The sequence below is a fragment of the Mesorhizobium sp. A556 genome, from assembly GCF_054489545.1.
This window is the reverse complement of sequence record NZ_JBTMXA010000018.1, coordinates 53,556-68,711: the sequence shown is the minus strand read 5'-3', so window position 1 is coordinate 68,711 and position 15,156 is coordinate 53,556. Positions and strand designations below refer to the sequence as shown.

11 protein-coding genes and 1 pseudogene are annotated in these 15,156 nt (G+C 62.6%); 8 read left to right on the top strand and 4 right to left on the bottom strand.

Annotated elements, in window-relative coordinates:
• Positions 1-212, top strand: a pseudogene (locus ACX3P0_RS22955) (hypothetical protein); the annotation flags it as partial.
• Positions 213-380: 168 nt separating this feature from the next.
• Here the strand turns inward: ACX3P0_RS22955 and ACX3P0_RS22950 are convergent.
• A complete protein-coding gene (locus tag ACX3P0_RS22950; protein ID WP_459092234.1) occupies positions 381-1,295 on the bottom strand; it encodes a LysR family transcriptional regulator in 915 nt (304 codons plus the stop codon).
• 128 nt (positions 1,296-1,423) lie between these two features.
• On the opposite strand from ACX3P0_RS22950, the gene ACX3P0_RS22945 reads away from it, so the two are divergent.
• Together ACX3P0_RS22945 and ACX3P0_RS22940 are read left to right on the top strand one after the other, a co-directional pair.
• Positions 1,424-3,079: an ABC transporter substrate-binding protein gene (locus ACX3P0_RS22945; RefSeq protein ID WP_459092232.1), complete on the top strand. Its 1,656-nt coding sequence runs from the start codon at positions 1,424-1,426 to the stop codon at positions 3,077-3,079.
• 35 nt (positions 3,080-3,114) lie between these two features.
• Entirely contained in the window at positions 3,115-3,963 is an 849-nt protein-coding gene (locus tag ACX3P0_RS22940; RefSeq protein WP_459092230.1) for a DUF427 domain-containing protein, read from the top strand.
• Positions 3,964-3,965: 2 nt separating this feature from the next.
• On the opposite strand, the gene ACX3P0_RS22935 is transcribed toward ACX3P0_RS22940, so the two are convergent.
• The 3 genes from ACX3P0_RS22935 to ACX3P0_RS22925 all read right to left on the bottom strand — a co-directional run bounded on the left by ACX3P0_RS22935 (position 3,966) and on the right by ACX3P0_RS22925 (position 7,562).
• Positions 3,966-4,982, bottom strand: coding sequence for a fatty acid desaturase (locus tag ACX3P0_RS22935; protein WP_459092228.1), 1,017 nt, complete (start codon positions 4,980-4,982; stop codon positions 3,966-3,968).
• A gap of 177 nt (positions 4,983-5,159) precedes the next feature.
• Positions 5,160-6,617, bottom strand: a complete 1,458-nt coding sequence (locus ACX3P0_RS22930) for a phospholipase D-like domain-containing protein (protein ID WP_459092226.1) — start codon at positions 6,615-6,617, stop codon at positions 5,160-5,162.
• 42 nt (positions 6,618-6,659) lie between these two features.
• A complete protein-coding gene (locus ACX3P0_RS22925; RefSeq protein ID WP_459092224.1) occupies positions 6,660-7,562 on the bottom strand; it encodes a LysR family transcriptional regulator in 903 nt (300 codons plus the stop codon).
• A 159-nt stretch (positions 7,563-7,721) separates the two neighbouring features.
• Between ACX3P0_RS22925 and ACX3P0_RS22920 the strand changes: the two genes are divergently transcribed.
• The 5 genes from ACX3P0_RS22920 to ACX3P0_RS22900 all read left to right on the top strand — a co-directional run bounded on the left by ACX3P0_RS22920 (position 7,722) and on the right by ACX3P0_RS22900 (position 15,042).
• A complete protein-coding gene (locus tag ACX3P0_RS22920) occupies positions 7,722-8,933 on the top strand; it encodes a mandelate racemase/muconate lactonizing enzyme family protein (protein ID WP_459092222.1) in 1,212 nt (403 codons plus the stop codon).
• 195 nt (positions 8,934-9,128) lie between these two features.
• Complete coding sequence (locus ACX3P0_RS22915; protein WP_459092220.1) at positions 9,129-10,766, top strand: GMC family oxidoreductase; 1,638 nt, start codon at positions 9,129-9,131, stop codon at positions 10,764-10,766.
• Between the two features lie 14 nt (positions 10,767-10,780).
• Positions 10,781-11,887 carry a mandelate racemase/muconate lactonizing enzyme family protein gene (locus ACX3P0_RS22910; protein WP_459092218.1) on the top strand — a complete coding sequence of 369 codons (1,107 nt, stop codon included), beginning with the start codon at positions 10,781-10,783 and terminating at the stop codon, positions 11,885-11,887.
• The gene (locus ACX3P0_RS22905) at positions 11,884-13,374 is read left to right on the top strand and encodes an aldehyde dehydrogenase family protein (protein ID WP_459092216.1); all 1,491 of its coding nucleotides are present in this window, start codon (positions 11,884-11,886) and stop codon (positions 13,372-13,374) included. Before ACX3P0_RS22910 ends, ACX3P0_RS22905 begins: the two co-directional genes overlap by 4 nt.
• Before the next feature lie 81 nt (positions 13,375-13,455).
• Positions 13,456-15,042, top strand: a complete 1,587-nt coding sequence (locus ACX3P0_RS22900; protein ID WP_459092214.1) for an ABC transporter substrate-binding protein — start codon at positions 13,456-13,458, stop codon at positions 15,040-15,042.
• Positions 15,043-15,156: the final 114 nt, after the last annotated feature.

The window sequence follows — 15,156 nt, the reverse complement described above, 5'->3', positions numbered from 1 at the left end:
AGTTCGTCACCGATCTGTTCCGCAATGTGTGGATGGACCAGATCGTCATCGACGATCTGGAAGTGCATATGGCGGGCGCGCCGGCCTGGCTGGAATTCGACGACACCGGCACGATCCTGGTGCAGTTCCACGCCGTGCGCCCGGGCGAATACAGATGGTCGATCCCCGATCTGAAGGACAAGGGCATGTCGGGAAAGATCACGATCAAGTGAGATCGTAGGCGACAGCCTGGCCCTGGGTGGACAGCCGGTTGGGCTGCGGGTGCCCGGTGTCGGCAGCGTCGTGTTTCTGGCCTTTAAGGGCTGGAGCCGCAGCGGGGAGGAGGCGTTTGACTTAGCCGAACGCCTTCTGCGATCCCGGGGGTGGCTGCCTTCGGCAGTTCAGGATGGCAGGGTGGCGTCATCGGGATTGAGCAACGAGATTTGCGTCTGGTCCATGGCGGGAAGGCGCGACCAGCGTTTCCCCAGCATCCGCAAGCCCGACAGGGCAACCGCGATCACGTCCGACGATTCATGATCGCTCGGATAGGCGAGGTAGATCGGCCTGTGAAACACGGGCACGCCGTCGATGCATTTCAACTCGCCGCTCTCGATGTGGCCGGCCACGGCGCTGAGCGGCAGATAGGCGGCGCCCCGGTTCATCAGCACATAGCGGACCGCGCCGAAGACCATGCCCACCGACAGGGCCGGCTTCGCCATCGCGGGGAAGGCGCGGTCATGCTCGACGCGGAACTCCGCGCCCCAATCGACGAAAATGTAGTTCTGCGACCAGTGTCCCGTCTGCTCCGCATGCTGGACCAGGACGATGCTGTCGTCGGCCAACGGCTCGAACGCGATGGCGGGGTGCGGGCGGGGCAGATACAGGATGCAGATGTCGAGCAGCCCATCCGCCAGCTGGTCGATGGCGGAATCGGGAAAGCTGCCCTCCAGCCGCAGCGCGACATTCGGCCGGGTAGCGCGCATCCACTCGATCCACGGCGTGACGATCGGGTCCCACAGATAGGCCGGCGCCGTCAGCCGCAGCATATGTTCGTAGCCCTCGGACACCGCGACGTCCTGCCTGGCCTGCTCCCAGGTGCGGGTGATCGACGAGGCATGCGGCAGGAACTGCTTTCCCGCAGGCGTCAGCGTGACGCGGCCATGACCGCGCGAAAACAGGCGCACGCCAACCTCTTCCTCCAGCCCCCTGATCCGCGCGCTGACGGTGGACTGGGCAAGATTGAGCTTTCCCGCCGCCACCGTGAAGCTGCCATGGGCGGCCACCTCGAGAAAACTGCGCAGGTTCTCTGTATCCATTCGTTCCTCCGCAGCCCCGGCGCGCATCGAAAATTTCGATGGACCCTACCAAAATAAATCGCTTTTCGACAATGACCGAACCGGGCTTAGATGCCGCCACCTTCAACGAGGCGCTAGGAAGCTCAGGCATGTCGAAGCATCTCCAGTTACTTGACGCCATTCGCCGGCAACTCGGGCCTATCGAAAACTCCGCTATCGACAACTTGATCGCCGGCCGGATAGACCGCCGCGCCTTTCTGCGCCATGGCAGCGTCCTTGGCCTGTCGCTGCCGTTGATGGGCGGCATTTTCGGAGCGATTGGGCTCGCCACGCCAAGTGCGCGAGCGCAGGGCAAGCCGGGCGGCACCGTGCGGGCGGCAATCGCCATGCCGGGCGGCGCAATCGATCCGGTGACCTATTACGACAGCGGCAGCTATCAGCTGGTTTTCCAGACGGCGGAATTCTTGTGCGTCACCGAGCCGGACCTGACGCTGCGGCCGGTGCTGGCGCAAAGCTGGTTCCCCAACGAGGACGGCAGCATCTGGACGTTCAAGCTGCGCAAGGGCGTGAAATTCCACAGCGGCGGCGAACTCACCGCCGACGATGTGGTGGCGACCTTCGACCGCCTTGCCGATCCGGCAGGCGCCTCCAACGCGCTGCCGGTTTTCAAGGGCCTGCTGTCGAAGGGCGGCACGCAGAAGGTCGACGAGCACACCGTGGCGTTTCACCTCGACACGCCGAGCGGCAGCTTTCCCTACTCGGTGTCGATCGACAATTATAATGCGGTCATCCTACCGGCGGGCTACAAGGGCGACTACGAAAAGACCTTCGACGGCACCGGCCCGTTCCGGCTCGTATCCTACACGCCCAAGGTCGGCGCCGCCTTCGTGCGCAACCCGGACTACTGGGGCGAGAAGGCGCTGCCCGACCGGCTCGAATTCAAGTTCTACGGCGACGTCCAGCCCCGCATCCTCGCGCTTCAGGCCGGCGAGGTGGACCTGCTCGACACCATTCCGTTCGATGTCAGCCCCGTCGTTCTCAACAATCCCGACATCAAGGTGCTGCGCATGGCGTCGACCGCGCACCGCCAGATTCACATGCGCTGCGATACCGCACCGTTCACCGACAAGCGCGTGCGCCAGGCCATGGCGCTCTCAATCGACCGGACCCAACTGGTGGACGGCCTGTGCCGGGGCATGGCGCGGATGGGCAATGACAGCCCCTTCACCACGGCCTTTCCCTCGACCGACACCTCGGTGCCGCAGCGCAGGCAGGATATCGCCAAGGCCAGGCAGTTGCTGGAAGCGGCGGGCTTTGCGGACGGTTTCGACATCACGCTGACGACGCTGCGCTATTCGGACATTCCTGCCTATGCGCAGTTGTTCCAGAGTTTCGCCAAGGAAATTGGCGTGCGGGTGACGCTGAACATCGAGGATCAGGACAAATATTACGGCAAGGCGGTGTTCGGCGAGTCGGACTGGCTGGACAGCCCGCTCGGCATTACCGACTACGCGCATCGCAGCGTGCCGAACGTATTCCTGCAAAGCCCGCTGGTCAGCGACGGACCGTGGAACGCCGCGCACTTCAAGAACCCGGCCTATGACGGGATGGTCAAGACTTATCTGAAGGCGCTCGACATCGATGCGCAGCGACGTGCGGCCGGCGACATCCAGAACCTGTTGCTGGATGAAACGCCGATCATCTTCAGCTATTTCTCCGACCTGCTCGTGCCGACCCGAAAGAACATCAGCGGACTGCGGCCGATCCCGGCCGGGCTGATGCTGGACCGCGTATCGGTCAGCTGAGCGTGGCCCGTTCAAACTCCGCCAAGGAACAACGAATGAAACCGATGCGAAAGTCACATCTGCGCGCTCGAGGACCGCATTTTCCGGTGCTCGACCAAATCGTCCAGTACGAGTCCGAGCCGGGCTATGTCGTCTTTACCATGCCATCGCCCAAGCGCATCCGCGTGCAGGTCGGGTCGCTCGTCGTCGCGGATTCGGTGAACGTGCTGGTGATGTACGAGTCCGACCATCTGCCGGTCTACTATTTTCCGATGGGCGACGTGCGCGAGGACTTTTTGCTGCCGAGCGCGACGACGACGGAATCGCCCTTCAAGGGCGTGGCCACCCACTACTCGCTCAACACCGGCGTGACCCTGGTCGAGGACGGCGCCTGGCGCTACGAAAACCCGATCGATGGCTGTCCGCCGATCGGCAACTACATGGCGTTCTACTGGGGCAAGATGGGCAGCTGGTTCGAGGAGGACGAGGAGGTCTTCGTCCATGCCCGCGATCCCTACCGCCGCGTCGATTGTCTGCCCTCGTCGCGACGGGTGCAAGTGTTCCTCGGCGGCGAGCAGGTCGCCGATTCACGGCGTGGGGTTTTCCTCTACGAAACCGGCCACCCGACCCGCCACTATCTGCCGATTTCGGATACGCGGCTCGACCTTCTGTCGCCCAGCCGCTACATTTCGCGCTGCCCCTACAAGGGCATTTCCAACTACTATCACGCGACCCTGAACGGCAAGCGCTACGATAATCTGGTGTGGTATTACCCCGAGCCGGTCCATGAATCCGAGCGGATCAAGGGGCTGGTCTGCTTCCACCACGAACTCGTCGACAAGGTATTGATCGACGGCGTGGAACTGCCCAAGGAAGCGACGGCAGCCTCGCACGGCTACTACTAGAATTACGCCATCATCCGCGCTTCGCGAAAGGAGACCAGCTTGCTGCCGGTTTCGTCCCACAGCGCCAGTTTCACGCAGCGCAGGCTATCGAGCAGCGTGATACGGCCGATGTTGCGCAGTTCCGGATAGTCGCGCAGCACTTCCGGCAACCGGTAGTGCGGCACCTTGGCCGACAGATGATGGACATGATGGATGCCGATATTGCCGGTGAACCACCGAAGCACCGCCGGCAGATCGTAGTAGGATGAACCGTGCAGGGCGGCATACTGGAATTCCCATTCCGGGTTCCTCGACCACGCGGTTTCCTCGAATTGATGCTGGACGTAGAACAGCCAGACGCCGATCGAGCCGGCCAGAATGACGATCGACAGGTGAATGACCAGGAAAGCCACGAAGCCGATGAACCAGATGAGGATCGCGGCGGCCAGTGCGATGCCGAGATTGGTGGCCATGGACGATACCCAGGGTGTCGCGCCGCCCCGCATCATGCCGATCGGCAGTCTCTGCTCGAAAATGAAGATCCAGGTAGGCCCGATCCCGAACATCACTATAGGGTGACGATAAAGCCGGTAGACAAGGCGTCGCCAGAGCGGGAGGCTTTTGTATTCGGCGACCGTCAGCGTCTTGATGTCGCCGGTGCCGCGTTCGTCGAGATTGCCGGCGCTGGCGTGGTGTATGGCATGGGCGCGCCGCCAGCAATCGTAAGGCGTCATCGTCAGGACGCCGAGGGCGCGGCCGATCCAGTCATCCGCAAGGCGGTTGGCGAAGAAGGAACCGTGCCCGCAGTCGTGCTGGATCATGAACATGCGCACGAGAAAGCCGGCCGCAGGAACGATGAGAAACAGTCCCCACCAGTAGCCGTAGACGTATGCGAGCGCACATAGCGCCCACAGAACCGCAAAGGGAACGAGCGTCACCGCCAGTTCGACCGCGCTGCGCTTGCGGTTCGGTTTCTTGTAGCGGGCGAGGATTTTAAGCCATAGGCGTCGGCTGGCTTCTTCCGGGGAAATGATGTGCATCAGGAAGCATAAGCAGCGGCGCTGGCGCCTGCAAGGAAATGTTCACGCGGAATTACAGCGCGTATTGTCGCGTGGCGGGCAATCGAGCGCTAATGCATCGGACCGAAAACCGGAAACCGATTTTCAGATTATCTCGATCGCTGAATGTCGATTGGTCCTGGAGCGCCGTGCGGGTAGTCAAAGATAAGGCGATCCGAGCCACAGAACGCGGTCGATCAGGCGCACGAGGAAGGGGCAGGCGCGCAGGCCGGCCAGCGTGACGGCAGTGGCCGATTCCATAGCCGATCCGATCCGCGCATCGATTTCGCCGGCAAAGTCTCGGTCGAGCACCGCGAGATCGACCTCGAAATTCAAGCGCAACGAGCGGGGATCGAGGTTGGAGGAACCGATGAAGGCCCAGGTCGAATCGACCGAAAGCAGCTTGGAGTGGTCGAACGAACCTCCGGCACGCCAGACGCGGCAATAGCTCCTCAGGACCTGGTCGAACTGGGCCGTCATTGCCCGGTCTACGAGCTTGAGGTTGTTGACGGAAGGGACAACGATATCGATGTCGACCCCGCGCCGGGCGGCTGTCGTCAGGGCGACGATCAATTCGCGGTCGGGCAGGAAATAGGGCGACATGATGCGGATCGACTTGCGGGCGACCGAGAACGCGCCCATCAGCATTTTCTGGTTCGCCTCGAGGCTTGCATCGGGTCCGGAAGGAATGGCCTGCACGAGGATCGGCGAACCGGGTTCGCCGAAAAACTCCTCGATGCGCCAGGCTTGTCCATGCAACCTCTCTCCCGTCGTGAAATGCCAATCCTCGGCGGCGATCGAGAAGATGTCGGCGACCACGGGTCCTTGCACACGAAAATGCGTGTCGAATGCGCAATCGGGCCCGGCGAATTCCGACGTGAAGCCCTGCCGGATATTCATGCCCCCGACAAAAGCGGTTGCGCCGTCGACTACCAGAATTTTCCGGTGGGTCCTGAGATTGGCGTAGGGCAGGCGCAATCCCATGATGATGCTGCCGTTGAACACGGCCGTCGAGACGCCGCCTTCGCGAAGATATCCGACGATACTGGGAACCGAATAACGCGCGCCGACGGCATCGATCAGCACGCGTATCTCGAGCCCACGTTTTACCGCTTCAGTAAGAGCATCGGCGATACGCAGCCCGATCGGATCGCGGTCGAAAATATAGGTTTCGAGGATGACACTGCGACGGGCGCCCGCAATCGCCTCGACCATCGAAGCGTATGCCTCGTCGCCGGTCTTCAGCATTTCGATGGCGTTGCCCGTCGTCAGCGTGTGGTGGGTTATCCTGTCCCCCACCGTCTTGAGGGCGGCGAAGCGCCTGCCGAACCGTGCAGCAACGAAGTCGTTGGTGGTGTCGAAGCGGGCATGCGCCAGCGTCTCATGCCCGGCCGCCAGGCGTTCGGCGGCAATCGAGCCGCGCCTGATCCGGTTTATTCCCGCGACCGCATAGATCAACGCGCCGATGATGGGCGACAGTAGAATGACGCCCACCCAGCCGATCGCCGAACGCACTTCGTCTTTCGTCATCGCCGCATGCACTGCTGCAACCGCTGCGACCAGCACGGAGATGACGGCAAGGAAATGGGGCCAGTATGTCGAGAAAAGGGTCCACATGCGTTTGGAACCTATGCGATAGTTTCGCCGATGTCGTGGGGCTTAAACTGTCCTGCTGAATGTTTGGGCCTCGGCCAGAAGCCACTTTCGAAAGAGCATCACGGCCGGGTTCTTTTTCTGTGCGGATTTGGGCGTGAGCACATATTGGCCTTCCTCGATATCCACCCCGTCTGTCAGCGGCGCCACCAGTTCCCCGCTTTCGAGCGAGGGGTGCGCATAATAGCTCTGGACCAGGCAGGGTCCGAAGCCGGCGCGGGTCAATTCAATGGCGGAAATGGAATTGTCCGTCGTGACGTTCACCTTGATGTCGTCCTCGGGCAGGCCGTATTTTCGCGCCAGCCTGATCCAGCGGTTCTCGCAGCCCATGATGTGGACCACGCCGTTGCGGATAAGCGCCTCGATGCATGCCTTGTCATCGGCGGACGGCACGATGGCATCGCTGCGCGCTATCACCAGCGACTGCGCTTTCAAAAGCAGGGTGGAATCGAAGCCCGGCCAGTCTCCGCTGCCGAACTGGATATCCACCTCGGTGGATTCACCGGGACCGGCCCAACTGCCAGCCAGAATGCGTACCCTGATGCCGGGATAGGCGGCATAAAATCGCCCGAGCCGGGGAGCGAGCCACGCACCGGTCAGGGTCACCGGCGCGCGCACGGTTATCTGGGCTTCGCGCTCCGCTCCGAACAGGCCGACCGTCGAGACGAGAAGTTCGTCCAGCGCCTTGCTGACGCTCGGCAGGTAGGCATGGCCGATTTCGGTCAGTTCGACCCTGCGCGCCAGTCGCTCGAACAGCTTGAACCCCAACTCTCCTTCAAGAGAGCGGATCTGGTGGCTGACGGCAGCGGGCGTCAGCCCCAACTCGGTCGCGGCGGCGGAGAAATTGCGGTGGCGGGCCGCCGTCTCATAGGCCCGAAGCCATTGCAGGGGGAGAAGAGAACGCATCATGGAAGCTCGACCTTCAAATAAAATACCGTCTTCGCTGAATAATGCTTTGTTTGACTTGCAGCAAGTCTCACTGAAATATCACCGGAAGGGGTAAGGAGGGCGGCCGGAGGGCCGAAATCCTGCTTCAGGTCACTAATGCCCTTTCGGAGATCGCCGCCCATGAAAATCACCGACGTAAAAACCTTCGTCGTCGGCAATCCGCCGCCCGGCATCGGCGGCAAATATTTCATCTTCGTCAAGCTGACCACCGATGGCGGCGTCGTCGGTTATGGCGAGGCCTACAACGCCACCTTCTCTGCCCATGTCACCGCCCGCATGATCGAGGACATGGCCGAGCGCTATCTGGTCGGCCGCGACCCGCACGACATCGAAACCTTCTTCCGCCGCTGCTATTCCTCCGGCTTCACCCAGCGCCCGGACGTTTCCGCCATGGGCTGCTTTTCCGCGCTCGAAATTGCCTGCTGGGACATCATCGGCAAGGAAGCCGGCAAACCGGTCTACAAGTTGCTGGGCGGGCAGGTGCATGAGAAACTGCGTACCTACACCTATCTTTATCCGCACGCCGGCAGCGTTCACACCGAGGATGTTTCAGGCAAGAATGTCTATAACGACCCCGACCTCGCGGCCGAATGTGCCGCGCTCTATGTCGATCAGGGTTTTACCGCCGTAAAGCTGGACCCCGCCGGCCCCTACACCGCCTTCGACGGCCACCAGCCGCGTCTCGCCGACATCGACCTGTCGGCCCGCATGATGAAGGCGATCCGCGAGGCGGTCGGCACCAAGGCCGACATATTGTTCGGCACGCATGGGCAGTTCACGGCATCCGGCGCGCTGCGCATGGCGGCGGCAATCGAACCCTACGATCCGCTGTGGTTCGAGGAGCCGGTGCCGCCGGACATGCCCGAAGTGATGGCACAGGTCGCACGCGGCACCAGAATCCCCATCGCTACCGGCGAACGCCTGACCACCAAATTCGAATTCGCCCGAATTATCGAGAACCGCGCGGCGGCCATTCTGCAGCCCGACCTCGGCCGCTCCGGCGGTATTCTGGAAACCAAGAAGATTGCGGCGATGGCCGAGGCCTATCACATCCAGATCGCGCCGCACTGCTATTGCGGCCCGATCGTCGGCGCAGCCAACATCCAGCTTGCGGTGACGCTGCCGAACTTCCTCATCCTGGAATCGCTGAAGCAATGGGACGGCTTCCACGCCACGCTGCTCAGGAAAAAAATCGAATGGCAGGACGGTAACGTCATCCCGTCGAAGGAACCCGGCATCGGCGTCGAACTGAACGAGGCCGTCTGCGAGGCGCATCCCTATGACGGCAAGGACCTCCACCTCCAGATGAAGCAGGAACCGCTGGTTCTTTGAGGGGCGGCCTACCTTCAAATATAATATGGCCTTAGCGCGATAAAGCTTTGTTTGACCGAAGCTCGTCCGGCAAACCATACTTCTCGTGGAATGCCGGAGCCTTCGCTTGAGCGGTTTGGTCGTCCGTCGCCAGTTGCCGATCCGGCACGAAACCGCGTGAAGCAGCCAATGCGATCTACATGAAAGGGTCGGTGTTTGGCCGAGTTCGACTACATCATCGTCGGTGCGGGATCGGCCGGGTGCGTCCTGGCGGATCGGTTATCGAGTGACAGCGCCAGCAGCGTGCTGGTTGTCGAGGCCGGTGGCTCCGACCGCAGCTTCTGGATCCAGACGCCTATAGGCTATGGCCGCACGTTTTTCGATCCCCGTATCAACTGGATGTATGAGACGGAGGTCGACCCGCAGACCGGCTCGCGCACCAGCTATTGGCCTCGGGGCAAAGTGCTTGGCGGCTCCAGTTCCATCAACGCGCTGATCTATTGCCGCGGATTGCCGGGCGACTTCGAGGACTGGGAAAAGCTTGGCGCGACCGGCTGGGGCTGGGACGAGGTGCGCGCACATTACGACGCCATCGAGACCCGCGTCGGCGAAGACGGCAGGGCGAGCGGTAGCGGTCCGCTCTACGTCACCAATGTCAAGCGCGAAATCCACCCCTGCAACCGGCACTATTTCGCCATGGCGAAGGAAATGGGGCTGCCCGTCACCGAGGATTGCAACGGGCCGGACCCCGAGGGCGTCACCCACTACCGCATCACGACGAAGGGCGGCCGCCGCTGGTCCAGCGCCGATGCGTTCCTGAAGCCGGCGCTGAAGCGCCAGAACGTCAGCCTCGTGACCAACGCGATGGTCGAGCGCATCGACGTGCGCGACGGCCGCGCCACCGGCATCTGTGTGCTTTTGGCCAGCGGCAGGCAGCAGTTCAGCGCCCGCAAGGAAGTGATCGTCTCGGCAGGTGCGGTCAACTCGCCAAAACTTCTCCAGATGTCGGGCATCGGGCCTGGCAAGCTGCTTGGCGAGATGGGCATCGAGATCGTCCGCGCCAACGACAATGTCGGCGGCAATCTGCAGGACCATCTCGGCATCAACTACTACTACAAGGCGACCGAGCCGACGCTGAATTCGATGCTGTCGCCCTGGTGGGGAAAGCTGCTGCAAGGCATGCGCTACGTGCTGGCCAAGCGCGGGCCGCTCGGCCTCAGCGTCAACCAGTGCGGCGGCTTCGTGCGCTCGAGCCCCGATCTCGGCAGGCCGGATCAGCAACTCTACCTCAACCCGGTCACCTACACGACGTCGCCGAGCAACAAGCGCCCGATCATCAACCCGGACCCGTTTGCCGGCTTCATCCTGTCGTTCCAGCCGTCAAGACCGTCGAGCCGTGGCCGCATCGACATAAGGTCGGCGGACCCGATGGCGGCTCCGCGCATCGTGCCCAACTATCTTTCCACGCAAAAGGACCTTGACGACGTCGTCGCCGGCGGCCGGCTGATCCAGCGCATGGCGCGAACGGCTTCGATCCGCTCCTTCACCAAGGAAGCCATGGCGCCCAACATCGACTATTTCGACGACGACGCCATCCTGGAGGATTTCAGGCAGCGTTGCGGCAGCGTGTTCCACCCGGTGGCCACCTGCCGGATGGGCCGCAACGAAGCGACGGCGGTAGTCGGCCCGGATCTGAAGGTTTTCGGCGTCGAGGGCCTGCGGGTTGCCGATGCGTCGGCGTTCCCCTCCATCACTTCGGGCAACACCAACGCCCCCACCATCATGCTCGCCCACCGCGCCGCGAGCCTCATCCTACAAGACCGGCCACGCGGGCCGGTCTCGATCCAGCCTTGATTTGCAGGCCCGTCTTGAAAATTCGCAAGCTAGAGACCTTCACCAACGAATTCGTCGGCTTTGTCCGCCTCACTGCCGAGGATGGCTCGACCGGCTGGGGCCAGATATCGACCTACAATGCCGACATTACCGCCGCCGTCTTCCACCGTCAGATCGCGCCCTGGGCGCTGGGTCGCGGTATCATGGCTATCGAAGACATGGTCGGTGATATCGCCCGGCGCGAGCACAAATTCTCGTGCTCCTACCTTTATCGGGCCATGTCGGGCCTCGACACGGCCCTGTGGGATTTGCGCGGCCGGCTGGCCGGCAAGCCGGTAGCCAGCCTGATTGGCGGCGCGCCCGGTCGTCTGCGCGCCTACGCCTCCTCGATGCGCCGCGACATCACGCCGGAGGACGAGGCGATCCGCTTCCAGCGTTTGCGCGACGCCCATGGTTTCGATGCCTTCAAGTTCCGCGTCGGCTCCGAATGCGGGCGCGACCGCGACGAGTGGGAAGGCCGCACCGAAACCATCGTCCCGGCCATCCGCAAGGCGCTCGGCCCGGACGTTGCGTTGCTGGTCGATGCGAACTCCTGCTATTCGCCGGCCCGCGCCATCGAAGTGGGCCGCATGCTCGAGCAGAATGGCGTCGAACATTACGAGGAGCCCTGTCCCTATTGGGAAATGGAACAGACCCGCGAAGTCACCGCCGCCCTATCGGTTAACGTGAGCGGCGGCGAGCAGGACTTCGATATGCAGCACTGGAAGCGCATGATCGCCATGCGCGCCGTGGACATCATCCAGCCCGATATTCTTTACCTTGGCGGCATGGCACGCACGCTGGAAGTCGCGCGCATGGGCGCTGCGGCCGGCCTTGCCTGCACCCCGCACGCGGCCAATCTCGGCCTGGTGACGCTGTTCACCATGCATCTGCTGCGCGCGATCCCCAACGCCGGAAAGTACCTCGAATTCTCCATCGAGGGGCCGGACTACTATCCGTGGCAGCAAGAACTGTTCGTCGAGAACCCCTATGATGTCACGGACGGCATGGTGACCGTCACCGACCGCCCCGGCTGGGGCGTCGAGATCAACCCTGAGTGGCTGGCGACGTCCAGCTATCAGCAAAGCGAGGTCGCGGCATGAACCAGAACGCCGAAACACTGGCAAAGACCTATTTCGCCGAGGGCAAGCTTCCGGGATTGCCGGACGGCCATTTCATCGGCGGGAAAATCGTTGCCGGCAGCGACGGCGAGTTCCTGGAAAGCTACGACCCCGGCAACGGCCAGGCTTTCGCCCGCTTTGCCGCCGGCAAGAACGAGGACGTGCTGCGCGCCGTCGAGGCGGCGGAAAAGGGTTTGTCCGTGTGGAGCGCCACGCCGCCGGCAACCCGCTGCCGTATTCTCAACAGCGCCGCCGTGCTGATCCGCGAGCGCGGCGACTATCTTGCCGTGCTCGAAACTATCGACTCGGGCAAGACGCTCGCCGAAGCGCGCGGCGACGCACAGTCCTGCGCACGGCTTTTCGAATATTACGCCGGGGTCGCCGACAAGCTGGAAGGCCGCTCCATTCCGCTCGGGCCCGGGCTGACGAGCTGGACCGAGCGCGAGCCGGTCGGCATCACCGCGCAGATCATTCCGTGGAATTATCCGACCTCGACTTTTGCCCGGGGCGTCGCCCCCGCAATGGCTGCCGGCTGTGCGGTCATCGCCAAGCCGGCCGAAACGACGCCGTTTACCGCACTGGTGCTGGCGCAATGGCTGCATGAGGCCGGCGTGCCCGACGGCGTTGTCAACGTCGTTACCGGCCTTGGCCCGGATGCCGGCGCGCCGCTGGTGCGCCACCCCTCGATCGCCCATGTCACCTTCACCGGTTCGGTTGCGACGGGCGTGGGCGTGATGCAGGCCGTCGCCCCCAACGTGACGCAACTGACGCTGGAGCTTGGCGGCAAGTCGCCCTTGCTGGCGCTGGCCGACTGCGAGGTCGACAAGGCCGTCGACGGCGCGCTATGGGCGATCTTCTCGAATGCCGGGCAGATATGCTCGGCCGGCTCGCGCCTGATCGTCGACCGCTCCATCCACGCCGAGATGATGGAAAAGCTGGTCGCCAAGGCGCGCGCCCTGACGCTGGGCCACGGGCTGAACAACCCCGATGTCGGCGCGATCAATTCGCGGCTGCATCTGGACCGCATCGCCAAGCATGTCGACGCCGCGCGCGCGCGCGGCTGCTCGATCCTGACCGGCGGTAACGTCACGCACGACCCGGCCTCCAATTCCGGCTGGTTCTTCGAGCCCACGATCATCGACGATCTGGCCTCGGTCGATCCCGCAATCCAGCAGGAAATATTCGGGCCTGTCCTTTCCGTCCAGGTGGTGGACGGGGAAGACGAGGCGCTGGCCATGGCCAACTCGACCGAGTTCGGGCTGGTCGCCGGCATCTATACGCGCGATATCGGCAAGGGCCTTCGCCTGGCCCGCTCGATCGACGCCGGGCAGGTCACCATCAACGATTACTGGGCCGGCGGCATCGAGGTGCCGTTTGGCGGCAACAGGAAATCAGGCTTCGGACGCGAGAAGGGCCTCGAGGGAATAGACGCCTATGTCCGCACCAAGGCGATCACGATCCGGCACTAGGGCCACGGCGCTGCGCCGTACCTGGAAGCCGTCAACCAGACCAAGACGTAACGACGAAACAGGGCAAGAGGGAGTGAAGTAATGAACGAACAAATGAAACGATCGCTGGCACAGGGCCATATGGATCGCCGCAGCTTCATGGCGGCAGCACTAGCCGCCGGCGTCACGCTGTCGGCAGCCTCGCTGATGGCAGGAGAGGCCATGGCCGCCGAACCCAAAAAGGGCGGCAAGCTGCGCGTGGGTTATACGCAAGGGGCGACCTCCGATTCGATGGACCCGGCGACCTTCAACAATGACTTCATGTTTGCGCTTGGCTATGCCGTTTTCAGTTCGCTGGTCGAACTCGGCCCGGATGGCACGGCCCAGCCCGATCTGGCCGAACATTTCGAGGCGACCCCCGACGCCAAGACCTGGACCTTCCGCCTTCGCGACGGCGTGAAGTTCTCGGACGGCAAGACGGTGACGGCGCGCGACGTCGTGGCCTCGATCTCGTACCATATGGGTGAAAACAGCAAGTCGGGCATCAAGCCCCTGCTCGTCCAGATCGTCGAGATGAAGGCGGACGGCGACAACACGGTCGTCTTTACGCTCAACGAAGGCAACGCCGACTTCCCCTACATCTTCAACGACTATCATCTGGGTATCCGCCCGGCGCAGGCCGATGGCTCGATCGATCCGGCGACCACGATCGGCTCCGGCGGCTACACGGTCGAAGCGTTTGAACCCGGCGTTCGTGCCGTGCTCAAGCGGCGCAATGATTACTGGAAGCCGGGCCGGGCGCATTTCGATACCGTCGAACTGATGGCGATCGCCGATGCGGCGGCGCGCATGAATGCGCTGATTACCGACGAGGTCGACCTGATCGACCGACCCGACCTGAAGACCATTCATCTGCTCAAACGCAACCAGGATATCAAGATCCACACGCAGAACGGTACCCTGCATTATGTGTTGCCGATGCAGACGGATGTGGCGCCCTTCAGCGACAACAATGTGCGTATGGCGCTGAAATATGCCATCAACCGCGAGGAAATCGTCAGCAAGGTGCTCAAGGGATATGGCGTCGTCGGTAACGACCAGCCGATCGCTCCGTCCATGCCGTTCTACAACGCCGATCTCAAGCCGCGGGCCTATGATCCGGACAAGGCCAAGTCTTATCTGAAGAAATCCGGGCTGACATCGCTCGACGTCGGCCTGCATACCGCCGACGCGGCTTTCAATGGCGCCGTCGATACCAGCGTGCTGTTTTCCGAGTCAGCCAAGGCAGCCGGCATCAACATCAAGGTCGTTCGCGAGCCGGATGACGGCTACTGGTCCAATGTATGGCTGAAAAAGCCTTTCTGCACTTCCTATTGGGGTGGACGCCCGACAGCCGACCTGATGTTCTCGTCGGCCTATGCGGCAGGCGCCGACTGGAACGAATCGCACTTCAACAACCCACGCTTCAACGAGCTTCTGGTCCAGGCACGTTCCGAACTCGATCAGGCCAAGCGTGGAGAAATGTATGGCGAGATGCAGAGCCTGGTTTCCGACGAGGGCGGCACCATCGTCCCTGCTTTCGGCCAATATGTTTCGGCCATGAACAAGCGCGTGCAGATGCCGGATGCCGTTACCCAGCTTTGGGACCTGGACGGCGTGCGGTTCATCGAACGCTGGTGGCTGGCATAAGGACAGGTCCGGCCAAACAGCAACGCGTATCGGCGAAGATAGCCCGCATCCCGGCTTTGGGGTGCGGGCTTTAGAGCAATTCCAGGGTCCGGAATTGCGTAAGAACAAGGAGGC